A 21,537-nucleotide genomic window follows, 5' to 3' on the forward strand; every position below is an offset into this window, starting at 1 on the left:
CCGCGGCTGTGCGCGTGGCTGGTTCAGATACCGAGCTGTTCGTCGAGGACCTTGATGATCGGCCAGGCGCCGTCGGACCAGTTCGCGATCACGGTGTAGGTGATCGATGCCGACGGTTTATGCAGGCTGGCGAACGACACGCCGGCGTCGTACCCCTCCAGCCAGACTCCGTCGCCCGTCGCGCGGAGGTGGAATCCGAGGCCGTAGCGCCTGGACTCCTCCGGCCAGTCGCTGCGCGGTCGCACCATCTCGGCGACGTGCTCCGGCGAGACGATCCGTCCGGCGAAGAGCGCGTCCCAGAAGGCGCTGAGGTCGGCGGCGGTCGAGTAGATGCCGCCGTCGCCGTTGCCGAGCACGGGGAGATGGAACACGTTGGTTCGCAGGCCGTCGACGGACAGGTAGCCCAGCGCGGCGCGGCCCGGGAGTTCGTCGGAGCGCAGGAACTCGGTGTCGACCATGCCTGCGGGCTCGCAGACCAGCGTGCGAACCAACTGGTGGAAGTTGATGCCGCTCGCCCGTTCGGCCAGCAAGGCGAGGACGACATAACCGCCGTTGTTGTAGGCGAACCGCTCGCCGGGCGGGGACACGGTCTCGTGCCCCTCCAGCACCGGTAAGAACTGCTCAGTCGTCGCCAGCTCGTGCACCGACACCGGCATCACATAGTCGGTGATGTCACCGACCTCGTCCTCGTCGAGGTAGTCACCGATCCCGGACCGATGAGCCAGCAGGTGCTCGATCGTCACGTCGTCCGCGATCAGGGGCAGGTCGTTGCCGAGCAACGAACGGGCGGTGGTGTTGAGCTCGAACGTCCCGCGCTCGACCAGGCTCATCACGGCCAACGCCGTCAGGCTCTTGGTTCCACTCGCGGTCGCGAACTGGGTCTCGACCGTGTTGAGGATCCCATGGGCCCTGTCGGCGTACCCATAAGCCGCGCAGAACTCAGTCACACCCGACCGATCGACTCGAACCACACCAGAGAACCCGGCGCGCTCGACTGCCCCCTCCACCACATCCCACACGGCGCTGAAGCTACCAGTTAAGTGTTGCGGTGGGCGATGACTCGGGTGAGGCCGAGAGTCTTGCCGGCGTCGGTGTGGAGCATCTGAGCTTCTTCGCGTCCCGGCGTACCGGTGTCTTCGTCGCAGGCTTCGTTCCACTGCAGCCAGTCCTGCCAGCCGTTGGGCAGCTGATCGGCGACCTCGACGGTGACCAGCCCAGTCTTCTCCCAGTGCCGCCGCCACCAGGCAGCGCTGTGCCAGGCGCAGAAGTCCCACTTCCAGTACTCCTCGAGGTGCTGCGGCGGAAGCACCTCGTACTCCTCGACCGGACCAGGCTGAACGATGCCGATCCGCCCGCCGGGTTTCACGAACCGCGAGAAGTAGCCGATGTAAAGGTCGTCCGTACCGAAGTAGTGATAGGCGCCGATGCTGACCAGCGCATCGAAGAACCCATCTGCGTATGGCAGCGCATGGGCCTCGGAGAAGACCGGGTGAACCTTGCCTTCCGCACCTGCCTCGACGACGTGGCGCAGGTTCTCCTCGGGCTTGACCCACAGATCAGTAGCCCAGACCTCGACCCCGAACTCCTTGGCCAGAAAGATCGAACTCCGGGCGGTACCACACCCCATGTCGAGCACCCGCATACCAGGCTCGAGCGGCATCAACCCGACCAGCGCCTCCGCCTGCCACACAGGATTCGGCCCCATCGACCCGTCAACCATCCACCGAGCCGAGTACCCCGCAGACCGCGGGTACCGCCCGTTCCGCAACCGCACCTCAAGCTCGGAATCATCCATGCGTCCGGAGTGTGCGTGGCTACTCGTCCCCGTGCAAACGGATATTCGCGGGCGCCAGCGCGTCGAGTACGTCGGCGAGACTCTGCGGATCGCGCCGAGCGATGTTGTGGCCGACTGGAATCTCGTGCACCCGCCAGGCCGGGTCCTTGCGCAATCGTTCGGTCAGCTCCAGGAAGGGACTTCCGGACCACTCACCACCACTGATGTACATCCGGCCAAGCGCCGGCCACGCGTTGTCCTCGAGCCTCACCGACTGCAGGAAGCTTGCCAACGGATGTGCTCGCGCCCGCGAATCAAGCCCCTCAGGTACGGCGACCCACCGGCCGTCGGCGCTCGCGCCCGAGATGAACAACTCCCGGAACGTATCGCTCGTCAACGTCCAGCAGGAGTCACCGTCGTCCGGGACATAAGCATCGATGAACACCAGCTGATCGATCCGATCCCCGAGCCGGTCCGCAACCCCCGCGATCACCAGGCCCGCATAGCTGTGACCACACAACGCCAGCTGTCCGTCAGCGTTCCGCTCGACGATCTCCGCCACCTGATCAATATGCGTATCGAGATTCGCCGGCCGCTCCAGATCCAGCGGCACCTCCTGCTCGAGCCCAGCCAAGGTCACCGCCTCAACCTCATGCCCCCGCCCCCGCAACTCCCCCGCCACGGAGTCAAAAACCCACCCACCCTGCCACCCACCTGGCACCATCACAAACTTCACCGCGTCATCGTAGGCCGGGCATTTACGACGTGACCGTGAGCCCCAGCGACGCCAAGAGGACGTTGCCGGCCTCGGTCCGAAGCTCGACGGCAAGCCCCCACGTGCCCGGCGGGACGGCGTACCCCAACTCGGGATCCAGGGAGGCTGTACCTATCAGCACAGGCACAGTCCGACTCTGCCCGGCCCCGATCTCGAACCCGACCCGCCGCGCATACTGCGGTCCAACGAACAGGCCAACCACGCGACCAGAACCGTCGGTCACCGCAGCCGCCAGCACACCGTTGGAGATCAGCACCTGCTCGGCAGCGCCCCGATTCGTTACCACCACCTCCCGACGCTCGGACCACCCACTTCGCACCAACAACGGTGAAGGCGCCACCACATCGAGCCCGGCATCCACAGCGGGTCCCCCGCGGAACCGGTCCCCGCGCCAACGCACGGCCAACTCGCAAGCCGGAAACCGCATCGCGCCAACCTGCAGGTCGACAAGCTCGCCGTACCGCGCATGCAACCCAGCCGCGATCTCAACCGCCCAAGCAGCCAGCTCAATATGAAACCGCTTCTCAGACCGCCGCTCACGGTCCGGACCGGGCCACACAACAAGCGCCCCCGGTGACTCCTCAGCCAACCGCCGCAACTCCACCCGCAGGCTCTCCCAACCACCCACAACCAGACGATAGCTCCACCACCCACAGGCGGACATGCAGAATGTCAGCCATGCTCTCGCACTCCCGGCGCCGCCGCGAACAGCAAGCCACCGAAGCCGTAACCGTGCTGTGCTACGAGGCGTTCGTCTCCATCCGAGGCAGCGCCTACACCGGCCAGGTCCAGTCAATGACCGACGCCGGCCCATAGATGTCGACGTCATCGAATGGATCCGATCCCTCGCAGACGCCTGCCACAACCTGCCAAGCTCCCTACGCCCGTCAGTCGCAAACGGCCGCAAACACCGAGCAACCGACGCCATGCAGTACCTCCTGGCCACAGCAAGCCCGCTCCGACGCAAATGGATCACAGCCACCCTCACCGCCAATGGCATCAACCCCGAGAACCTGACCCGCTAACCACCGCCACCATCCGCCCGCCGGCAGTTCCCACGCGGAACCCGCGCACGAACAGAAGGCAGGTCCGTAGGCAGCGAGGCCTGCACGGATGTCAGCTCGTGCCTTCGATTCGCTCGAAGATGTCCGCGTCGGTTTCTTGTTGCCAGGCCGGTAGGTCGTTCCAGTCGGCTACGTAGCTGGGCTTGGGGTCGGGGATGTGGCGGTGGATCTGCGCGATCCAGCACAGCGCGACGAACCGGCCTTTTTGCTCTCGGCTGAGCTTGCTTGTGTTGCCTTCCGAGACCTCGACGAACGCACGTACCTGGTCGTAGACGGCCGCGGCGCTCTCCCGCTTCCAATCGGGTGTGTCTTCCCAGAGCGCGATGTACCCGGGCTTTGGTTCGCCGGGGTAGTGCTTCGTCACGCCTGCAATCCACGCCTCGCGGAAGATGCGGCCTTGTTCGTTCGACAACAGCTTTGCTCCTTTGGACGGGAAGGGTTGGTCGCGGGCGTTGGCTTGGTAGTCGCCAGCGAGCAGCAAGGCGGGCGCTAGCCCGCAGCTCGCCGGCGCCAGCCGGCAGCTGAATTACGGCGCTAACCCGCGGGTGGGTGGGAGCGCGCGGAGTGGGTGCGCTGAGGAGCGGAGCGACGACGTAAGCGCACGCGTAGCGTGCGGGGGTCGGCTACATCTAGAACGGGAGTTTGGGTTGGGGTGGGGCGTGGGTGGGGTCTACGCCGTCGAAGAGGCTGCTGACGGATTCGCCGCCGTGGATGCGTTTGATGGCTTCGGCGAAGAGGCCTGCGACTGAGGTGACCTGGAGGTCCGGGAAGCCGGTGGGGCGGGGGACGGTGTCGGTGCTGATGACTTCGGTGATGGAGGGGTGCGACCTCAACCGCTCGACGGCGGGGCCGGCGAACAGGCCGTGGGTGCAGGCGACGGCGGCCGAGGTGCAGCCGCGGTCCTTCAGGCGGTCCAGCAATTCGATGATTGAGCCGCCGGTCGCGATCTCGTCGTCCAGCACGATGGCTCGCTTGCCGGAGACATCGCCGACGATCGTGTCGATGATCACGCGGTCGTCGGAGAGCCGCTGCTTGCTGCCGGCCGCGACCGGGAGGCCGAGCAGCCGGGCGAACTGCGTCGCGGTCTTCGCGTTGCCGAGGTCGGGGCTGACCACGACGGTGTCCGAGAGGTCGCGCCCGCGGAAGTGGTCGGCGAGGATGCCGATCGCGGTCAGGTGGTCGACCGGGACCGAGAAGAAGCCGTGCACCTGGGGTGCGTGCAGCGACATCGTCAGCACCCGGTTGGCTCCGGCCGTGGTCAGCATGTCGGCGACGAGCCGGCCGCCGATCGAGATCCGGGACGCGTCCTTCTTGTCCGAGCGTGCGTACGCGTAGTGCGGGATGACCGCGGTGATCTGCTGCGCCGACGCGCCGCGGGCGGCGTCGATCATCAGCAGCAGTTCCATCAGATGATCCTGCGTGGGCGGCACCAGCGGTTGCACGATGTACACGTCGCGTTGCCGGCAGTTCGCCTGCAGTTGGACCTGCAGGCAATCGTTGCTGAAACGATGGATCTCGACCGGAGAAAGCGGTACGCCGAGATCCTTACAGATCTGCTCCGCCAACTCGGTATGGGCATTTCCGCTGAACACGACGATCTCTCGCACGGCTCTCCCCGAACGCTGCGACCCCGACAGCTGAACCCTAACCGATCAGTCGCGCCAGAATTTCCGCGGCCCGACGGCAGTCGGCTGCCGAGGCGTCGAGATGCGTGACGATCCGCAGCTGGGTCGCCCCGACACCACCGACCAGTACGCCGGCGTCGCGAGCCCCGGCCACCACGTCGGCGACCGTGCGGCCGGTGGCGGCCAGGTCGGCGACGACGATGTTGGTCTCGACCTGGTCGGGCTTCACCGAACCAGGCGCGGCATCCGCGAGCAACGACGCGATCGCGCGTGCGTTCGCGTGGTCCTCGGCCAGGCGCTCGACGTTGTGTTCAACGGCGTACAGCCCAGCCGCGGCCAGTACGCCGGCCTGCCGCCAGCCGGCGCCGAGACGCTTCCGCCAGATCCGTGCCTCGCGGATCAGCTCGGTCGACCCGACCAGCACCGAGCCGACGGGCGCACCGAGCCCCTTGGACAGGCACACGCTCGCCGCGGCCGCCCGCGACGCAAAGGAAGACACGGAACGACCCGTGGCGACAGCGGCATTCCACAGTCGCGCGCCGTCGAGATGCAGCGGGAGCCCACGAGCATCGAGCTCGTCGGCGAGTGCGTCATAAGAATGCTGGATCGACCCGCCGCCGAAGTTGTGTGTGTTCTCGACCGAGACGGCCGACGTGACGACGAAGTACGGACCGAGGTCGGGCGCGATCAGCGCGCGGATCTGCTCGAGGTCGATCTGCCCGGACGGCGCGCTCCACGTCCGCGTCGTGACGCCGCTCGCGGCCGCGTGCGAGCCGAGCTCGGCGCGGACGATATGCGCACTCGCCTCGCACAGCACCTCGCCGCCGCGCGGGACCAGCGCCCGTACGCCGAGCACGTTCGCGAGCGAGCCCGTGACGGTGAAGAGGCCGGCCTCGTGTCCGAGCAGGCCGGCGACCCGCTCCTCCAGGGCGTTGACGGTCGGGTCCTCGCCGTACACGTCGTCGCCCAGCGGGGCCGACGTCATCGCGGCCAGCATCTCCGCCGACGGACGAGTGACGGTGTCCGAGCGCAGATCGATGGTCATGCCTGGGCGCCTCGCAGGCGTTCCGCGACCAGGAAGGCGAGCTCGAGCGACTGGTGCCGGTTCAGACGGGGGTCGCAGGCGGTCTCGTACCGGTTCACGAGGTCTTCCGCGACCAGTTCCTCGCCGCCGCCGAGGCACTCGGTGACGTCGTCGCCGGTCAGCTCCATGTGGACGCCGCCCGGCCAGGTCCCGACCTGCTCGTGGGCGTCGAAGAAGCCCTGGACCTCGTCCATCACGTCGTCGAAGTTGCGGGTCTTGTATCCGTTCGGCGTCTCGAACGTGTTCCCGTGCATCGGGTCGCACACCCACGCGATCGGCGAGCCGTGGTCGCGCACCGCTTCCAGCAGCGGCGGCAACGCCGAGCGGATCTTGCCCGCGCCCATCCGGGTGATGAACGTGAGCCGGCCCTCGATGCCCTTCGGGTTCAGCTTGTCGATCAGGGCCCGGATGTACTCCGGCGTGGTGGTCGGACCGATCTTCACGCCGAGCGGGTTCGACAGCGAAGCGAGGAACTCGACGTGCGCGCCGTCCAGCTGCCGGGTTCGCTCCCCCACCCAGAGCAGGTGGCCGGAGACGTCGTACGGCTGCTCGGTCCGCGAGTCGATCCGGGTCAGCGCGTGCTCGTACTCGAGGATGAGCGCCTCGTGCGACGCGTAGAAGTCGACGGTCCGGAACTCGTCCGAGGTCGCGCCGCAGGCCCGCATGAACGCGAGCGCGCGCTCGATCTCGCCCGCCAACTGCTCGTACCGCTGGCCGACCGGCGACGACTTCACGAAGTCCGTGTTCCAGGCGTGCACCTGGTGCAGGTCGGCGTACCCGCCGGTGGTGAACGCGCGGGTCAGGTTCAGCGTCGCGGCCGCCGCGTTGTAGACGCCGCGCAGGCGCTGCGGGTCCGGGATCCGCGACTCGGGGGTGAAGTCGAAGCCGTTCACGGCGTCCCCGCGGTACGACGGGAGCGTCACGCCCTCGCGGGTCTCCTCGCCGGACGAGCGCGGCTTGGCGTACTGCCCCGCGATCCGGCCGATCTTCACGACCGGCACGCTGGCGGCGTACTGCAGTACGACGGACATCTGCAGGAGCACCCGCAGCTTCGCCCGGATGTTCTCCGCGGTCACGCCCGCGAACGTCTCCGCGCAGTCGCCGCCCTGGAGGATGAACGCCTCACCGCGGGCGACCGCACCGATCTTCGTGGTCAGGTCGTCGCACTCACCGGCGAACACCAGCGGCGGCAGCGTCCGGAGCTCGGCGATCACCTGCTCCAGCACACCCTGATCCGGCCACTCCGGCTGCTGCAGCGGCTTCAGCCCCCGCAACTCGTCCAGCGTAGGAACCCCGGGAACCTGACCCGCCGTCAACGTCGCAAATTGCATACCCTCAGCCTAGTTGACCCCCCTCACACGCCACCCACACGTCTCATCACCTCCACACGCACACCACCTCCCGCCCCGCCGGGCACATCCTCGCCCCTCGCCAAATCCCTCCTAGGAGAGGAATGCCTCCTCAACGGGTGAAAACCCGCCAGGATCCGGCGGGAGGTTGTCCACAGGCGGCGAACTCGTCGCGATCGCGGAGGGCGATCGACGGCACGTTATAGGTGTGGATGAACTTCGGCAATCAGAGGTGGAGGCTGACGATGAGCAAATCCGGCGGTTCGTCGAGCTGCGCGGCCGGCAGCAGGGCATGTTCACTCGCGCCCAGGCGGTGGCGCACGGGATCGACGACAACACGCTGGCGCGCCGCTGCCGGAACCGGCAGATCCAGCGGATCCACCAAGGTGTGTACGCCGACTTCACCGGCCCGTTGCCGTGGTCGGCCCGCGTATGGGCCGCCTGGCTGGCGTGTGGTCCCGACGCCGCATTGACGGCTGATACGGCGTTACGCTGGCACGGGCTGAGCGGCGACTGGCAGGACTCGCCGGTCCACCTCGCCGTACCGCAGAGTCGTCGGATCGAGCGGCGGATCGGCGTCCGGCTCACCCGCCATCAAGACGTCTCCTCGTGGCTGGTGCAGGGACGTGAGCCGTACGTCGTACGCCTGGAGATCGCCGTGCTGACCGCGGCGGCCCGAAGGCTCGACCCTGATCGGCGGGCGGGCATCGTTCTCGACGCTTGCCGTCAGCGCCGCACGACACCTGATCGGTTGCTGGCCGAGCTGAACCAGCTACCGCGACTCCGCGGGCGCAAGCTGCTGATACCGGTCCTGTCGGATGCCGCGTACGGCGTGCAGTCGTTCCTCGAGCAGGTGTATCTGACCCGAGTCGAACGTGCCCACGGTCTGCCCACCGGCACCCGGCAGGTCCGCTCGACAAGCAGCTCGACGAGCGGCTTGCCGGTGGAGTACCGCGATGTCGAGTACGTCCCGTACGACCTGATCATCGAGCTCGACGGTCGCACCGGGCATGCCGACGCAATCTCCACCTGGCGAGATATGCACCGGGACAGCGCGGCGACATTGCTGGGCAAGACCACGCTGCGCTTCGGATATCAGCTGGTGACCGATCCTTGCGCCACCGCGGGCCAGGTCGGCGCGGCGCTCGCCTTGCGCGGCTGGACCGGAACTCTCACGCCCTGCTCCCCCACCTGCTCGCTCAAAGGAGGGTCTTCCGCACATACCAGGAGGGAATCTGGCGCTATCCCAGCAAAAACCTCCTAGCAACTCCACGATCGCTCGCGGGGCCCCGGGTTAGGTGAGGGAGCTGGGGTCTGCGGGGACGTCTACCGCGTGGGTGCGGAGGGCGGACAGGGGGATGGTGTCGAGGGCGCGGACGTGGGTTGATGCGAGTACGACGGGGGCCGGGGCGCCGGCGTGGTACGACTGGAGCCAGCGGGCTGCTACGACGCACCAGCGGTCGCCCGGGTTCAGGCCGGGGAACTGCCACTCGGGGCGCGGGGTGATCAGGTCGTTCCCGATCGAGGCCTGGTGGGCCAGGAACTCGGCCGTCATCACCGCGCAGACGGTGTGGTTGCCGAGGTCCTCGGGCCCGCTCGTGCAGCAGCCGTCGCGGTAGAACCCGGTCACCGGGTCGGTGCCGCACTCCTCGAGCGGCTCACCGAGCACGTTCAGGTCGTTGTCCATGACGGCAATCCTCGCCGTACGACGGCTGGAAAAGCGTCAGCTGGCCTTGGTGTCGCCGAGGCGGACGTGCTCGTCGATCGACTCGCCGGCCTTGAGCAGTTCCTTGGCCTTGTCGGCGTACATGTCGACGTACTCCTGACCGGACAGGTCCATCAGGGCGTACATGATCTCGTCGGTGACCGAGCGCAGCACAAAGCGGTCGCGCTCCATGCCCTCGTAGCGGGAGAAGTCCAGCGGCGTGCCGAACGCCACACCCGGACGCACCAGGCGCGGCAGCAGCTTGCCCTTCTCCCGGTAGAACAAGGTCGGCCGCATCCGTCCCGCGGGCTGCAGCTTCTCGGTGTCGATCATCGCGACCGGGATCACCGGGACGCCGGCCACGATCGCCATCCGGGCGACGCCGGTCTTGCCCTTGTACAGCCGGCCGTCGGGCGAGCGGGTGCCCTCGGGGTAGATCCCGAACAGGCCGCCCTTCTCGAGGATCCCCAGGCCGGTGTTCAGCGCGGCCAGCGAGGCGCGGCCGCCGGAGCGGTCGATCGGGATCTGGCCCACGGACCGGAAGAACGTGGCGACCAGCTTCCCCTTGAGGCCGGGACCGGTGAAGTACTCCGATTTGGCCGGGAAGACGATCTGCCGCGGAATCGAGACCGGCAGGAAGATCGAGTCGCAGAACGCCAGGTGGTTGCTGACCAGCAGCGCCGGACCGTCGGTGGGCACGTGCTCCACCCCGGTCACCTTGGGCCGGAAGAGCAGCTTGACCAGTGGTGCGACCAAGAACCGTCTGAGGAACAGGTACAGCATCCGCCTCGACCTCCGTCACTCGCCCGACACACTCACCCGACAGCACTCACCACCAGGGCCCACCTACCATGGTCTGCCCGTACCCATTCCGGCACCAGTGCACGCCGGTGGCGGTCACGCGACAACTCCGGCGCGCCACCTTCCGGTGCGGAGACTACGTTCCAGCTTCCCCCTCAGGCAATGTCACCGCCAGGAATGCGGGTGTTGCTCACCGTGTTGTCACCTGGATGCAGACTGGATGCAGCCCAGATGCGACGATTGTCACGCGCCTACGAGGCGCGACTGTGAGGATCTGAACGGCGAGGAGTCGAGCGTGCCAGTGCAAGCCCACGCGGAGGAGTTTCGCAGTCCCGGCACCGGGGAGAACGCCGCCGTCGGCGTACTGCTGAGCCACGGATTCACCGGCTCGCCGCGGTCGATGCGGCCGTTCGGTGAGCATCTGGCCGCCGAGGGGTACGGCGTCGCCGTGCCGCGGCTGCCCGGTCACGGGACCAGCTGGCAGGAGATGAACACGACCGGCTGGCCGGACTGGTACGCCGTACTCGACAACGAGCTCGAGCGACTCCGCAAGGAGCACGACCGGGTGTTCCTGGTGGGACTGTCGATGGGCGGCTGTCTGGTACTGCGGCTCGCCGAGCTCCACGGCGAGGACATATCCGGTCTGGTCCTGATCAACCCCTCGGTGCGCACCGACGACAAGCGGCTGGCGCTGCTGCCGGTGCTGGCCAAGCTGGTGCCGTCGTTCCCGGGCATCTCGAACGACATCAAGAAGCCGGGCGTCGAGGAGGGCGCGTACGACCGGATGCCGTTGCGGGCGCTGCACTCGCTGTCGCAGCTGTGGAAGGTCACCCGGGACGATCTGGCGAAGATCACGCAGCCGGTGCTGCTGTTCCGCAGTACTGTCGATCATGTGGTGGAACCGAGCTCGGGGCGGACGGTGCTGTCCTCGATCTCGTCCCGCGACGTGACCGAGACCCTGCTCGAGGACAGTTACCACGTGGCAACCCTGGACAACGACGCCCCGCGGATCTTCGCGGACTCGACCGCCTTCATCAGTCGGCTGAGCGTGAGCAGCGATGCGTGACAACGGACTGACCGCGACGTCGTACACGTCGCTCGGCGGCATCGATCCGCTCGTCGCCGAGCCGGTGCTCGACGCGCTGAAGGCGGCCGGTATCGCGGCGTACTGCGAGAACCAGAGCGAGGCCCGGACGCCGGAGGAGGCCGAGGAACCGGTCCGGATTCCGGTCGGGTACGACGAGATCTTCGTGGACGCCGAGGCGGTGGAGCGGGCCCGTCCGGTGATCGACCGCAGTACCGAGGACGCCGAGTGGCAGTCGCTCGTGGAACAGTTCAATCAGCCGTCCGCGCCGGGGCACGACGGCGGCGAGGAACCGGTCGCGCGGTGGCCGGCGAGCGAGGACGTGGACGAGAAGTACGAGCCGCTGATCGACGTACCGTCCGGGCTCACCGTCGAGGAGAAGAAGACCGAGGACGCGGAGCCGCCCGCCAAGAAGAAGGCGGACGACGCGCACGACCACTACGTCCCGCCGGAGCCGCCGCGCGGGCCGCGGCTGGACTGGGTCAGCCGGCTCGCCTGGCTCGGGCTGCTCGGCGGGCCGCTGCTGCTGATCCTGGCCGCCCTGCTCGACTTCGGCACCGGCCGGATCACCACGCTCGCGGTCACCGGGTTCATCGGCGGCTTCCTCACGCTGGTCTTCCGGATGAAGGACCGGCTCCCTCCGGGTGACGGCGGTGACGACGGGGCGGTCGTCTGAGTTAGAGTGCGGATCGTCGGACAATCCGACGACTTCCGAGGGAGGGCACCCCGTGCAGGTCACTGAGACCGTCGAGATTACCGGCCATCTGATGGACTCCGGGCTGCTGTCCCGGGTGCTCGACGACATCCGCGGGTACGGCGGCGAGTACACGCTCGACAAGTTCGACCTCGGCTACGACAAGGACGACCCGTCGACGGTCCGGATGACGGTCGGCGCGGAGGACGAGGAGTCGCTGCAGCGGCTGCTGATGCGGATCCAGACCAAGGGCGCGAACCTGGTCGACCCCGGTACGCCGGAGATCACCGAGGTCAGCCAGGACGGGGTGTTCCCGGACGGGTTCTACTCGACCACGAACCTGCCGACCAGCGTCCGGCTGGGCGGCCACTGGGTCCTGGTGCAGAACCCGGAGATGGACTGCGGTCTGCTCGTCGACGGCGACACGGTGCGGACGATCCCGATGTCGGACGTCCGCGCCGGGATGCGGATCGTCACCAGTGCGCAGGGCGTCCGCGTCACTCCCCCGATCGCGGTCGACACCGAAGAGGGGTTCGGCTTCATGGAGTCGGACGTGTCGTCGGAGAAGCCGCAGCGGGTGCTGGTCAAGCAGGTCGCGGACGGGATGCGCGAGGCGAAGGCGAACGGGCAGAAGGTGCTCTGGGTCGGCGGGCCCGGCATCGTGCACACCGGCGCCGCGCCCGCGATGGTCGCGATCGTCGAGGCCGGGTACGTCGACGTACTGTTCGCCGGCAATGCGCTCGCGACGCATGACATCGAGTCGTCGCTGTACGGGACGTCGCTCGGCGTGGATCTCGCCCGCGGGCGGGGCGTCGAGCACGGGCACGAGCACCACATCCGGGCCATCAACACGATCCGCAAGGCCGGGTCGATCGCGGCCGCGGTCGAGCAGGGCGTGCTGACTTCCGGGGTGATGCATGCGCTCGTCCGGCAGGGGAAGACGTTCGTGCTGGTCGGTTCGGTGCGCGACGACGGGCCGCTGCCGGACGTCTACACCGACGTCCTCGAGGGTCAGCGGGCGATGCGGGCCGAGCTGGACGGCGTCGGGTACTGCCTGATGGCCGCGACCATGCTGCACTCGGTTGCCACCGGCAACATTCTGCCGGCGTCGATCCCGTTGACCTGCGTGGACATCAACCCGGCGACGGTGACGAAACTCGCGGACCGCGGCTCGTCCCAGGCGCGCGGGATCGTCACGGACGTCGGCCTGTTCATCGAGCACCTGGCGCGGGAGCTAGCCCCGTCGTACGCCGACACCAAGTGACCCCATCGCCGTAGAGGCTGGTGTCATGAACCAGGACTTCGAATCGTTTCTGCGACGCTTCGAGGAGGCCAACACCGCGTTCGTCAACGGCGATCCGTCGTTGTGGTTGCCGTTGGTGTCGCACAGCGAACAGACCTCGATCTTCGGCGGATTCGGCGGCCAGGAGGTCGGCTGGTCCGAGATCGGGCCGCGGTACGAGTGGGCGTCCTCGCAGTTCCGTCCCAGCGGCGCGAAGATCGAGTTCGAGTACCTCGTCAAGCACGTCGGCGCGGACACGGCGTACACGGTCGCCATCGAGCGCGGCACCGTCCAGCACGTCACCCAGCCGGCCCCGCTGCCGCACCTGCTCCGTACGACGATGGTCTTCCGGGCCGAGCACGGCGCGTGGATGATCACCCACCGCCACGCCGACCCGCTCAACCCCACCTCGGCCCCCTCAGGGCCGTGACGTGGCCCGCAGCGGATGGGACGGCATTGGGTGTTTGATGACCCCATGACCGAACTCGTGCACCTGGACGTGGCCGACGGAGTGGCAACTGTCACGTTGGACTCGCCGCACAACAAGAATGCATTGTCGCAGCAGTTGACCGGTGAGTTGCTGGCGCGGCTCGAGGCGGCGGGTGCGGATGATGCGGTGCGGGTGATCGTGGTTCGGTCGGCGCTGGACGTGTTCTGCTCGGGGGCCGATCTGTCCGAGGCGACGACCGTCGGGATGGGCGTCGGCGCGCAGCGGATGGTCGACGTACAGCGCGCGATCGTGGCGATCCCGAAGCCGGTCGTCGTGCGCGTCGCGGGGCCGGCGCGGGCGGGCGGCATCGGGATCGTGGCGGCGGCCGACATCAGCATCGCCGGGGAGAGCGCGACGTTCGCGTTGACCGAGGTCCGGCTGGGCCTCGCGGCGGCGACGATCTCGCTCACAGTCCTCCCCCGGCTCACCGACCGCGCGGCGGCGTACACGTTCCTGACCGGCAACGCCTTCGACGCCCTCGAGGCCGCGCGCCTCGGCCTGCTCACCCTGACGGTCCCAGACCCCGACCTGGACGCCGCCGTCGAGACAGTGCTCACGTCCCTCCTCAAGGGCGCACCGCAGGGCCTCCGCGAGACCAAGAAACTCCTCAACCGCGACCTCCTCGCCGACATAGATGCCCGCGGCAAAGACCTCGCCGAACTCTCCGCCTCTCTGTTCGGCTCACCCGCCGCGCAGGAAGCGATGCTCGCCTTCCTCAATCGCAGGAAGAGCTAGCGTCCCGGCGCGCTGCAGCGCCAGGACACACTCGCTCATCAAGCGAGACACCAGCTCCGCAGCGGGCGCGATGTCGTGGATCAGCTCGGTCGACTGGCCGGTGAACGGCAGCAGCTCATGGCCCCTGCCCGCGAGCACCTCGCTGCGGACGCGCGCCGCCAGCTCCTGCGGGTCGACGCTGTCCGGATCCTGTTCGAGCTGCTCGGTCAGGGGCGTCCGCAGCACGCGGGGTGTGAACGTCGCGCCTACCTGCGGGAGGTTGAACGGCGGCAGCACGCGATCGGACTGTGCGACCTTCACGGCGTCCCGCGCATGGGCAGCGACGATCCGTTCCTTCCACGCCTGATCGATCGTCATCTCGGTGCTGGCGAGGAACCGTGTACCCAAACTGACGCCCTGTGCCCCGAGGGCGAGGGCGGCCGCCATGCCACGGCCGTCGGCGATCCCCCCGGCGGCCACCACCGGCGTCGAGCCGGCCAGATCGACGACCGCGGGCACCAGTACCAGCGTGGACACCCAGCCGGCGTTCCCGCCGGCCTCGGTGCCCTGCGCAACCAGGACGTCGGCACCGGCCTCGAGCGCGATCTCGGCCGCGTCGACGTCGCCGACCGCCTGGATCCACACGATGCCGTGCTCGTGCGCCCGGGCGATCAGGTCGGCCGGGATTCCCATGTGGAACGAGATCGCCGCAGGCCGGGCCTCGAGCGTGGCCTCGAACGCTTCCCGGACCAGCGGTCGCCCCGTGTGGTTGACGGCGAACGGCCGATCCGTCAGCTCCCGCATCCGGCGCCACTGGTCGCGCAGCTCTTCGGTACTGCGCAACGCCGTACCGAGGCTGCCCAGACCTCCCGCCTCCGACACGGCCCCTGCAAGCTCCACCTGCTCCCACGGCCCGAACGGGGCCAGCACGACCGGCACCTCGATCCCCAACAGCGAGCACAGTGTGTTCATCGATGCACTCCCCCTTCACCCCTTGACCCAGCCATACCACGGTGCCACCGAAGGACGCCGGTGTCATGAAGAAGGGACCGAACCGGCCTGCCCGTCCTACAGTGAATGCATGGTCGAGGGGGTACCCGCCGTGGAGACGCTCGGCGTGCTGCTGGCCGACCGCCGGCGGCGGGCCTTCGTCGGACGCGCGGCCGAGCTGGAGATCTTCCACCGGGCGCTGACCGGTCCTGCCTGGGTGTTGTACGTGCACGGCCCGGGAGGCATCGGCAAGACCAGCCTGTTGCTCAGGTACGCCGAATTCGCGGCGGAGCTCGGCGTCGCGGCGACCAGGCTCGACGGACGAGAGCTGGACCCGACGCCCAAGGCCGTGCTCGACAGCATCCAGGCCACGACACTCGACGACGTTCCGGCAGCGTTGGCGACGGTTCCGGGAGTCCTACTGGTCGACACCTACGAGGCGCTCCAGCCCCTGGACGACTGGTTCCGTACAGAGTTCCTGCCCCGGCTGCCGACCGGAACCGTCACCGTGCTCGCCGGACGCGGGGCCCCAGACGCATCCTGGTCCGCGGATCCCGGCTGGCGTGAAGTGCTGCGCGTCGTACCGCTGCGCAACCTGACCCGCGACGAGTGCCGCACGTACCTCCGGACCCGAGGCATCGAACCCGGGCACGACGATCGCGCCGTCGAGATCAGTCACGGCCATCCGCTCGGGCTCGCGGTGCTCGCCGATCTGGTCGCCTCAGGAGGCGAGGCGGACGAGCCGCTCACGCCGGACGTCGTGGCCACCTTGCTGCGAACCTTCGTGGATGTCCTCCCGGTCGGCCCGCGCAGGACCGCACTCGAGGTCTGCGCGCTCGCCCGTACCACCAACGAAGCCCTGCTCCGGCACGCGCTCGGCGTCGACGACGCGCACGAGGTGTTCGCCTGGCTGCGCGGGCTGTCGTTTGTCGAAGCGGGCCTGGACGGGCTCGCTCCGCACGACCTGGCGCGTGAGGTTCTCGTCGCCGATCTCCGCTGGCGCGACCCGGAGGGCTACGACCGGATCTTCCGCAGGATCCAGAAGCACATCCTGCGCCAGCTCGGCAGCACCACCGGGCGGCGGCAACAGCGCGCTCTGTACGACGCGAAGTATCTGCACCGGCATCAGCAGGTGTCTCGCGCATGGACCGACTGGGACTCCTTCGGACGGCACTACCCGGAGCCGGCCAGGCCCGAGGACCGCGCCGGGATCATCGACGTCGTCCGCCGCTGGGAGGGCGCCGAGTCGGCGGCGCTCGCGGAGCACTGGTGGCGCCTGCAGCCCGACGGGTTCCTCGTCGTCCGGCACCACGACGGCCGGATCCGCGGCGTCCTCGCGACCATCGACCTCACGCTGGCCGCCGAGTCCGACATCGCCGCCGATCCGGGGGGAGCCGCGGCGCTGCGCTACGCCCGGGCGCACCTCCGCCGGAGGCCGGACGATCGGGTGACCCAGTTCCGCTTCTGCGTGGATCGCGAGTCCTATCAGGACCCGTCGCCGACGATCAATCTCGGTCCGGTGGTGGCGATCCAGCAATGGCTCCGGACGCCGGGTCTGGCTGCCTCCTTCCTGACGTTCCACGAACCGGCACGGCGCGAGGAGTACTTCACGTACTTCGAGATTCCGCGAGCCGCCGGCGCCGACTTCGAGGTCGGCGGCCGGAACTACGGCATGTTCGTCCGTGATTTCCGCAGGTTGCCGCTGGACCAGTGGCTGCGGGTGATGTTCGAGCGGGACCTCGCCGGTGATCCCGGTCCACCGGACGGCCGCGTGGCCGAGCCGCTGCTCCTGTCCGAGCCGGACTTCCGGCAGGCCGTCCGGGCCGCCCTCCGCGACCTGCATCGCCGGGACGCCCTCGCCCGCAACCCCCTGACCCGGTCGGCGCTCGCGCTCACGACGGACTGCGATCCGGCGGACCGGCTTGCCACGCTGGTACGGGGTGCCGTCGAGCGGCTCACGGCCACCGAGCGCGATCACAAGCTGTACCGCGCCCTGGACCGGACCTTCGTCCGCCCGGCCGCGACCCAGGAACGTGCCGCCGAACTGCTCGGGTTGCCGTTGAGCACCTACAAACGGCATCTCGCGCGTGGTGTCGGCCGGGTGATCGCCGACCTGTGGCGCCAGGAGCTCGACGGCCCTGACCCCGAAAGTGATCCCGAAAGTGAGCCGGAAACGGCCTGGTGAGTGAGACCGCATCCTGCGCATGCTCCGGGGCATTCGGACCAGCGACAGGAGGCGGAGATGCACCCCGAGAACCAGCCCGCGGACCAGCGCCCCACCAGGACGGTCTGCGTCGAACCGGCGTACGACTCCTATGCGGGTCGGTACGACGACCTGCTCGACGAGTACGGGGTCACGGCTGACGTGTCCTGTCCGGCTGTCGGCTCGACCGGCCGGGTGTTCGTCGCCCAGGTGGGGGCCGGAGATCCCGTGGTATTCCTGCACGGGACACCAGCGACGTCGGCCGTGTGGATCCCGCTCGCCGCCCGGTTGCGGGGTGTGCGGGCGTACCTGGTGGACCGGCCCGGCCACGGTCTATCCGGATCCGTCGACTACGCCGAGGTATCCGACCTGCGGGCGCATGCGGTGGCGTTCGTCGACGCCCTGCTCGACACGCTCGGGCTCGAGCGTGCGGTCCTGGCCGGCAACTCGATGGGCGGCCTATGGGCCTTGTGGTCAGCGCTGGACCTGCCCGGACGGGTGTCGGCCGTTGCGGCGATCGGTGCCCCGCCGGGCCTGCTGGCGCCGCGGCTGCCGCGAATCTTCGGGCCGTTGTCGGTGCCGTGGATGGCCAAGGTGCTCCGGCGGCTCGATCCACCGTCGCCGCGATCGACCCGCCGGTTCTTCCGCCTGATGGGCGATCCGCCGGCGCAGTTGAGCGACTCGATGGTCGACGTCTTCACCGAGGGCTTGCGGCTGCCGAACGCCGAAGGCGGCATGAGCCACATGATCCAGCACTTCGTCGCGTGGCCCGGGCGGTTCGCGGATCGACGCCTGTGGCTGTCCGCGGACGAGCTCGGCGAGATCCAGCAGCGAGTCCTGCTCGTGTGGGGGCGCCACGACTTCCTCGGCGATCTCACGGTTGCGCAATGCGCGGCCGGCGCCTTTCCGCGGGCCGTCGTCGTCGAGGCCGGCGTCGGACATCTGCCGTGGCTCCAGGACCCTCAGGTCGTCGCGGATACTCTCGGCTCGTTCGTCAGACGCTGATCTCGATCAGCATCGGTAGATGGTCGGAGGCAGCGGCGAGGTCTTCCGGTGTGGCGGGTGTTGGGAGGATACGGCCCTGAAGGGTCGGCGACAGGTGCGCGCCGTCGATGCGTTTGTGGGGGTCGGTGGAGCTGCAGGTCGGGCCCGCATCGGCGCCTAGGTCAGTCAGGCACTCTTCGGCGAGGCGTTTCCATACAGGAAGCCATGCTCACCTTCCTCAACCGCAAGAAGAGCTAATTCGTTTGCCGGTACGACGGCGCGCTGGTGGACTGACCGCATGCCGCACATCAGCGACGGGCAACGCACCGCATTCCGCGAGCAGGGTTATGTCGTAGTCCCCGGCGTACTGACCGATGAGGAGGTCGCGGCGGGGCGGGAGTTGTTCGCGGCGGCGCTGGAGACGGAACCGCCCGCGCCGGGGCACGTGGGACACCACTTCGCCTGGCCCAGGTTCGAGGACGGGCCGCATCCGCTGCTCGACTTCTACCGGGAGACCGTCGCCGAAGTGGCGGCCGAGCTGATCCGGCCGGAGCTCGGGGTCGACGAGCCCGACTTCGCGCAGATCGCCACGACGATTCCGCCGTGGTCGCACCGCCCGGGGGCACCGCACGTCGACGGAGTCACTCCACTGGGTCCGGACGGCACGCCGTACACGTTCTCGATGCTCGCCGGGGTCTGGCTGACCGACCAGGAAGAGCTCTACCACGGGAACCTGCATGTCTGGCCAGGGACGCATCTGCGATTCGGGGCGTACCTGGCTGAGCAGGGTGCCGACGCCCTTGCCGAGCTGTCCGAGGACACCAGCGGGGCGCCGTACCCGAAGATCGAGCTCGGTGAGCAGGTCCAGGCCACCGGGCCCGCCGGAAGCGTGCTGTTCTCGCACTACCTGCTAGGGCACAACATCGGCGGCAACACCGGCCCGGAGCGCCGGGAGACGATCTACTACCGGCTGCAGGCCCACGGACACCGCGATCGCTGGCGCGACGTCGTCACGGATCCGTTGGTCGAGTTCAGGGCCTGAGTTCGATCAGCATCGGGAGGTGGTCGGAGGCGGCGGCGAGGTCCTCTGAGGAAGCGGGGGTTGGGAGGATGCGTCCCTGCAGCGGCGGTGACAGGTGTGCGCCGTCGATGCGTTTGTGGGGATCGGTGGAGCTGAAGGTCGGGCCTGCGTCGGCGCCGAGGTCGGTCAGTCCCTCCTCCGCCAGACGTTTCCACACCGGGCCGTCGGGTTCCTCGTTCAGGTCGCCGACCAGCAGGTACGGCGTTCCGAAGGCGCGGCATCGCTTCAGGATCTGCTCGAGCTCATACTGACGGCCGAGGATGTGCAGGCCGAGATGACAGCAGACGACGGCGACCTGTGTCGTGCCGACGAGTACCTGGCCGCCGACGGCTCCGCCGGGCAGCTGGGTGGCGACGAAGTTCAGGCGCCGGCGGACGAACGGCCGCCGGATCCGCCAGTGCAGCGCTTCGGCCAGCTCGATGCCGTCGGCAACGAGGATGGCGTTGCGCGCGGACGCCGCGACGTACCGCATCCCGAAGGTCGCCGCCATTGCCCGTCGCTTGCGTCGGGTGCCCCACCAGGTCGGGGCCTCCTGCACGAGCATCACGTCGGGCGCGCAGGCCTTCACCACCCGCGCTAGCGCCGTACGGTCGTCTCCCCACCGGTGCACGTTGTACGACAGCACCCGCAGGGCGCCATCACTCATGCGTCAGGGTCGCCGTTCAGGTCGGCCGGGTGCAGGTCCGCATCCTGCGCCGCAGCGCGCATTCCGGTACGCCGTCCCGCGGTCTTCCGGGCCGCCCGCTCGAGGCGGGTCGACCGTCCACGCGCCGCAGCCGTCTTCGCGGTCACGGCGGTGGTCTTCACCCGGACCCGGCGCAGCCACGTCGCCTCTTCCCGCGCGAGGTCGGCCGCACCGACCAGGCCCGCCTCCGGCCCGAGCACCGCACGGACGATCCGCGCCTCCGGGCGGAACCCGCGACCGGTCAGCGTCCGCTTGAACGCCTCCCGCGCCGGCGCCAGCAGCAGCTCGCCCGCGTCGGACACACCACCGCCGATCACGAATGTGCCCGGATCCAGCGCGGCGGCCAGGTTCGCGAGGCCGATGCCGAGCCAGCGGCCGACGTCCTCGAGCAGCTCGACCGCGACCGGGTCGCCGTCCTTGGCCAGCTCGGTCACCATCGGGCCGTTGATCTTCCGCGGATCGCCTTCGGCCGCCCGCAGCAGGTTGTGCGCGACCGGCGAACCGGACAGCGCCAGCTCCCGGGCCTCCCGGGTGAGCGCGTTGCCGGAGGCGTACTGCTCCCAGCAGCCGCGGTTCCCGCACTCGCAGCGGTGACCGCCCGGCACGACCTGCATGTGCCCGAACTCGCCCGCGATGCCGAACTTCCCGCGCTGCAACGCGCCGTCGTTCAGGATCGCGCCGCCGATGCCGGTGCCGAGGGTGACGCACACCAGGTGGCTCTCGCCCTGGCCGCCGCCGAACCGCCACTCGGACCAGGCGGCCGCGTTCGCGTCGTTCTCGACGACGACCGGCAGGCCGAGCCGGCGCTCGACCGCGTCCCGCAGCGGCTCGTGCCGCCAGGCGAGGTGCGGTGCGAACAGCACCGACGACCGGGTGCCGTCGACGAACCCGGCGGCGCCGATGCCGACGGCAATCACGTCGTGCCGGGACTCCAGGTCGTGGACGATCTCGGCGATCGCGTCCTCGGTCTCCTTGGGGTCCTTGGTCGGCGTGTCCCGGCGCAACCGGTCCAGGATGTTGCCCTCCGGGTCGACCACCCCGGCGGCGACCTTCGTCCCGCCGATGTCGATCCCGATCGTCAGAGCTTGCGTCAAAGCCAAGGTTCGACCTTCCTCGCGGCCCCCGCCGGACTACCCTCAGTATCCCAGGTCAG

General features: G+C 68.9%; 23 protein-coding genes. 10 read left to right on the forward strand and 13 right to left on the reverse strand.

The genetic code is table 11. The annotated features are described in order from the left end of the window. Positions 1-23: 23 nt before the first annotated feature. The 4 genes from ACLJOO_RS15350 to ACLJOO_RS15365 are packed head-to-tail and all read right to left on the reverse strand — an operon-like array spanning position 24 to position 2,838. Entirely contained in the window at positions 24-1,019 is a 996-nt protein-coding gene (locus tag ACLJOO_RS15350; protein WP_410787794.1) for a serine hydrolase domain-containing protein, read from the reverse strand. A 17-nt stretch (positions 1,020-1,036) separates the two neighbouring features. Further along, positions 1,037-1,795, reverse strand: a complete 759-nt coding sequence (locus ACLJOO_RS15355; RefSeq protein ID WP_410787796.1) for an SAM-dependent methyltransferase — start codon at positions 1,793-1,795, stop codon at positions 1,037-1,039. 19 nt (positions 1,796-1,814) lie between these two features. Then, on the reverse strand, positions 1,815-2,498 hold the full coding sequence (locus ACLJOO_RS15360; RefSeq protein ID WP_410788677.1) for an alpha/beta fold hydrolase: 684 nt from the start codon (positions 2,496-2,498) through the stop codon (positions 1,815-1,817). A 34-nt stretch (positions 2,499-2,532) separates the two neighbouring features. Next, positions 2,533-2,838 carry a hypothetical protein gene (locus ACLJOO_RS15365; RefSeq protein ID WP_410787798.1) on the reverse strand — a complete coding sequence of 102 codons (306 nt, stop codon included), beginning with the start codon at positions 2,836-2,838 and terminating at the stop codon, positions 2,533-2,535. A 389-nt stretch (positions 2,839-3,227) separates the two neighbouring features. Between ACLJOO_RS15365 and ACLJOO_RS15370 the strand changes: the two genes are divergently transcribed. After that, the gene (locus tag ACLJOO_RS15370) at positions 3,228-3,365 is read left to right on the forward strand and encodes a hypothetical protein (RefSeq protein ID WP_410787799.1); all 138 of its coding nucleotides are present in this window, start codon (positions 3,228-3,230) and stop codon (positions 3,363-3,365) included. A gap of 300 nt (positions 3,366-3,665) precedes the next feature. On the opposite strand, the gene ACLJOO_RS15375 is transcribed toward ACLJOO_RS15370, so the two are convergent. The 4 genes from ACLJOO_RS15375 to ACLJOO_RS15390 all read right to left on the reverse strand — a co-directional run bounded on the left by ACLJOO_RS15375 (position 3,666) and on the right by ACLJOO_RS15390 (position 7,653). Then, a complete protein-coding gene (locus ACLJOO_RS15375; RefSeq protein ID WP_410787800.1) occupies positions 3,666-4,025 on the reverse strand; it encodes a hypothetical protein in 360 nt (119 codons plus the stop codon). A 217-nt stretch (positions 4,026-4,242) separates the two neighbouring features. Then, the gene (locus ACLJOO_RS15380; protein ID WP_410787801.1) at positions 4,243-5,220 is read right to left on the reverse strand and encodes a ribose-phosphate diphosphokinase; all 978 of its coding nucleotides are present in this window, start codon (positions 5,218-5,220) and stop codon (positions 4,243-4,245) included. A 37-nt stretch (positions 5,221-5,257) separates the two neighbouring features. Continuing rightward, entirely contained in the window at positions 5,258-6,283 is a 1,026-nt protein-coding gene (locus ACLJOO_RS15385) for a threonine aldolase family protein (RefSeq protein ID WP_410787803.1), read from the reverse strand. Beyond that, positions 6,280-7,653 (reverse strand): class II 3-deoxy-7-phosphoheptulonate synthase, encoded by a 1,374-nt coding sequence (locus ACLJOO_RS15390; protein ID WP_410787805.1) that lies wholly within the window; start codon positions 7,651-7,653, stop codon positions 6,280-6,282. Before ACLJOO_RS15390 ends, ACLJOO_RS15385 begins: the two co-directional genes overlap by 4 nt. A gap of 226 nt (positions 7,654-7,879) precedes the next feature. Here ACLJOO_RS15390 and ACLJOO_RS15395 point away from each other — a divergent pair, with 226 nt between their 5' ends. Further along, complete coding sequence (locus ACLJOO_RS15395; RefSeq protein ID WP_410787807.1) at positions 7,880-8,935, forward strand: type IV toxin-antitoxin system AbiEi family antitoxin domain-containing protein; 1,056 nt, start codon at positions 7,880-7,882, stop codon at positions 8,933-8,935. A gap of 30 nt (positions 8,936-8,965) precedes the next feature. Here ACLJOO_RS15395 and ACLJOO_RS15400 read toward each other — a convergent pair whose 3' ends face one another. Next, positions 8,966-9,358 carry a DUF2237 family protein gene (locus ACLJOO_RS15400; RefSeq protein ID WP_410787809.1) on the reverse strand — a complete coding sequence of 131 codons (393 nt, stop codon included), beginning with the start codon at positions 9,356-9,358 and terminating at the stop codon, positions 8,966-8,968. Positions 9,359-9,394: 36 nt separating this feature from the next. Next, a complete protein-coding gene (locus ACLJOO_RS15405; RefSeq protein WP_410787810.1) occupies positions 9,395-10,159 on the reverse strand; it encodes a lysophospholipid acyltransferase family protein in 765 nt (254 codons plus the stop codon). Positions 10,160-10,472: 313 nt separating this feature from the next. Here ACLJOO_RS15405 and ACLJOO_RS15410 point away from each other — a divergent pair, with 313 nt between their 5' ends. Genes ACLJOO_RS15410 through ACLJOO_RS15430 form a run of 5 tightly spaced genes read left to right on the forward strand, consistent with a single transcriptional unit; the run spans position 10,473 to position 14,462 of the window. After that, on the forward strand, positions 10,473-11,243 hold the full coding sequence (locus tag ACLJOO_RS15410) for an alpha/beta hydrolase (protein WP_410787811.1): 771 nt from the start codon (positions 10,473-10,475) through the stop codon (positions 11,241-11,243). Then, positions 11,236-11,937 (forward strand): hypothetical protein, encoded by a 702-nt coding sequence (locus ACLJOO_RS15415; protein WP_410787813.1) that lies wholly within the window; start codon positions 11,236-11,238, stop codon positions 11,935-11,937. Before ACLJOO_RS15410 ends, ACLJOO_RS15415 begins: the two co-directional genes overlap by 8 nt. 52 nt (positions 11,938-11,989) lie before the next feature. Next, positions 11,990-13,219, forward strand: coding sequence for a TIGR00300 family protein (locus ACLJOO_RS15420; RefSeq protein WP_410787814.1), 1,230 nt, complete (start codon positions 11,990-11,992; stop codon positions 13,217-13,219). A gap of 25 nt (positions 13,220-13,244) precedes the next feature. Next, on the forward strand, positions 13,245-13,667 hold the full coding sequence (locus ACLJOO_RS15425; RefSeq protein ID WP_410787815.1) for a nuclear transport factor 2 family protein: 423 nt from the start codon (positions 13,245-13,247) through the stop codon (positions 13,665-13,667). 45 nt (positions 13,668-13,712) lie between these two features. Next, positions 13,713-14,462 carry an enoyl-CoA hydratase-related protein gene (locus ACLJOO_RS15430; RefSeq protein ID WP_410787816.1) on the forward strand — a complete coding sequence of 250 codons (750 nt, stop codon included), beginning with the start codon at positions 13,713-13,715 and terminating at the stop codon, positions 14,460-14,462. Here the strand turns inward: ACLJOO_RS15430 and ACLJOO_RS15435 are convergent. Then, complete coding sequence (locus tag ACLJOO_RS15435) at positions 14,409-15,413, reverse strand: NAD(P)H-dependent flavin oxidoreductase (RefSeq protein WP_410787818.1); 1,005 nt, start codon at positions 15,411-15,413, stop codon at positions 14,409-14,411. The two genes, ACLJOO_RS15430 and ACLJOO_RS15435, sit on opposite strands and share 54 nt — an antisense overlap. Before the next feature lie 109 nt (positions 15,414-15,522). On the opposite strand from ACLJOO_RS15435, the gene ACLJOO_RS15440 reads away from it, so the two are divergent. The 3 genes from ACLJOO_RS15440 (at position 15,523) to ACLJOO_RS15450 (ending at position 19,660) form a co-directional block, all read left to right on the forward strand. Continuing rightward, positions 15,523-17,616 carry a hypothetical protein gene (locus ACLJOO_RS15440; protein ID WP_410787819.1) on the forward strand — a complete coding sequence of 698 codons (2,094 nt, stop codon included), beginning with the start codon at positions 15,523-15,525 and terminating at the stop codon, positions 17,614-17,616. 57 nt (positions 17,617-17,673) lie between these two features. Further along, complete coding sequence (locus tag ACLJOO_RS15445) at positions 17,674-18,639, forward strand: alpha/beta fold hydrolase (RefSeq protein ID WP_410787821.1); 966 nt, start codon at positions 17,674-17,676, stop codon at positions 18,637-18,639. 277 nt (positions 18,640-18,916) lie between these two features. Continuing rightward, positions 18,917-19,660: a phytanoyl-CoA dioxygenase family protein gene (locus tag ACLJOO_RS15450; RefSeq protein ID WP_410787822.1), complete on the forward strand. Its 744-nt coding sequence runs from the start codon at positions 18,917-18,919 to the stop codon at positions 19,658-19,660. Here ACLJOO_RS15450 and ACLJOO_RS15455 read toward each other — a convergent pair. Together ACLJOO_RS15455 and ACLJOO_RS15460 are read right to left on the reverse strand one after the other, a co-directional pair. After that, complete coding sequence (locus ACLJOO_RS15455; RefSeq protein ID WP_410787823.1) at positions 19,650-20,345, reverse strand: endonuclease/exonuclease/phosphatase family protein; 696 nt, start codon at positions 20,343-20,345, stop codon at positions 19,650-19,652. The two genes, ACLJOO_RS15450 and ACLJOO_RS15455, sit on opposite strands and share 11 nt — an antisense overlap. Further along, positions 20,342-21,484 (reverse strand): ROK family glucokinase, encoded by a 1,143-nt coding sequence (locus tag ACLJOO_RS15460; protein WP_410787824.1) that lies wholly within the window; start codon positions 21,482-21,484, stop codon positions 20,342-20,344. Before ACLJOO_RS15460 ends, ACLJOO_RS15455 begins: the two co-directional genes overlap by 4 nt. Positions 21,485-21,537: the final 53 nt, after the last annotated feature.

Source organism: Kribbella sp. C-35 (genome assembly GCF_046549195.1).
Lineage (GTDB): Bacteria > Actinomycetota > Actinomycetes > Propionibacteriales > Kribbellaceae > Kribbella.

What these genes read in the sequence shown, in the direction of transcription:
- ACLJOO_RS15355 (WP_410787796.1), bottom strand. Translation starts at nt 1,795, where the DNA reads ATGGATGATTCCGAGCTTGAGGTGCGGTTGCGGAACGGGCGGTACCCG.
- ACLJOO_RS15360 (WP_410788677.1), bottom strand. Translation starts at nt 2,498, where the DNA reads ATGGTGCCAGGTGGGTGGCAGGGTGGGTGGGTTTTTGACTCCGTGGCG.
- ACLJOO_RS15370 (WP_410787799.1), top strand. Translation starts at nt 3,228, where the DNA reads ATGCTCTCGCACTCCCGGCGCCGCCGCGAACAGCAAGCCACCGAAGCC.
- ACLJOO_RS15385 (WP_410787803.1), bottom strand. Translation starts at nt 6,283, where the DNA reads ATGACCATCGATCTGCGCTCGGACACCGTCACTCGTCCGTCGGCGGAG.
- ACLJOO_RS15390 (WP_410787805.1), bottom strand. Translation starts at nt 7,653, where the DNA reads ATGCAATTTGCGACGTTGACGGCGGGTCAGGTTCCCGGGGTTCCTACG.
- ACLJOO_RS15400 (WP_410787809.1), bottom strand. Translation starts at nt 9,358, where the DNA reads ATGGACAACGACCTGAACGTGCTCGGTGAGCCGCTCGAGGAGTGCGGC.
- ACLJOO_RS15405 (WP_410787810.1), bottom strand. Translation starts at nt 10,159, where the DNA reads ATGCTGTACCTGTTCCTCAGACGGTTCTTGGTCGCACCACTGGTCAAG.
- ACLJOO_RS15415 (WP_410787813.1), top strand. Translation starts at nt 11,236, where the DNA reads ATGCGTGACAACGGACTGACCGCGACGTCGTACACGTCGCTCGGCGGC.
- ACLJOO_RS15425 (WP_410787815.1), top strand. Translation starts at nt 13,245, where the DNA reads ATGAACCAGGACTTCGAATCGTTTCTGCGACGCTTCGAGGAGGCCAAC.
- ACLJOO_RS15430 (WP_410787816.1), top strand. Translation starts at nt 13,713, where the DNA reads ATGACCGAACTCGTGCACCTGGACGTGGCCGACGGAGTGGCAACTGTC.
- ACLJOO_RS15435 (WP_410787818.1), bottom strand. Translation starts at nt 15,413, where the DNA reads ATGAACACACTGTGCTCGCTGTTGGGGATCGAGGTGCCGGTCGTGCTG.
- ACLJOO_RS15440 (WP_410787819.1), top strand. Translation starts at nt 15,523, where the DNA reads ATGGTCGAGGGGGTACCCGCCGTGGAGACGCTCGGCGTGCTGCTGGCC.
- ACLJOO_RS15445 (WP_410787821.1), top strand. Translation starts at nt 17,674, where the DNA reads ATGCACCCCGAGAACCAGCCCGCGGACCAGCGCCCCACCAGGACGGTC.
- ACLJOO_RS15450 (WP_410787822.1), top strand. Translation starts at nt 18,917, where the DNA reads ATGCCGCACATCAGCGACGGGCAACGCACCGCATTCCGCGAGCAGGGT.
- ACLJOO_RS15455 (WP_410787823.1), bottom strand. Translation starts at nt 20,345, where the DNA reads ATGAGTGATGGCGCCCTGCGGGTGCTGTCGTACAACGTGCACCGGTGG.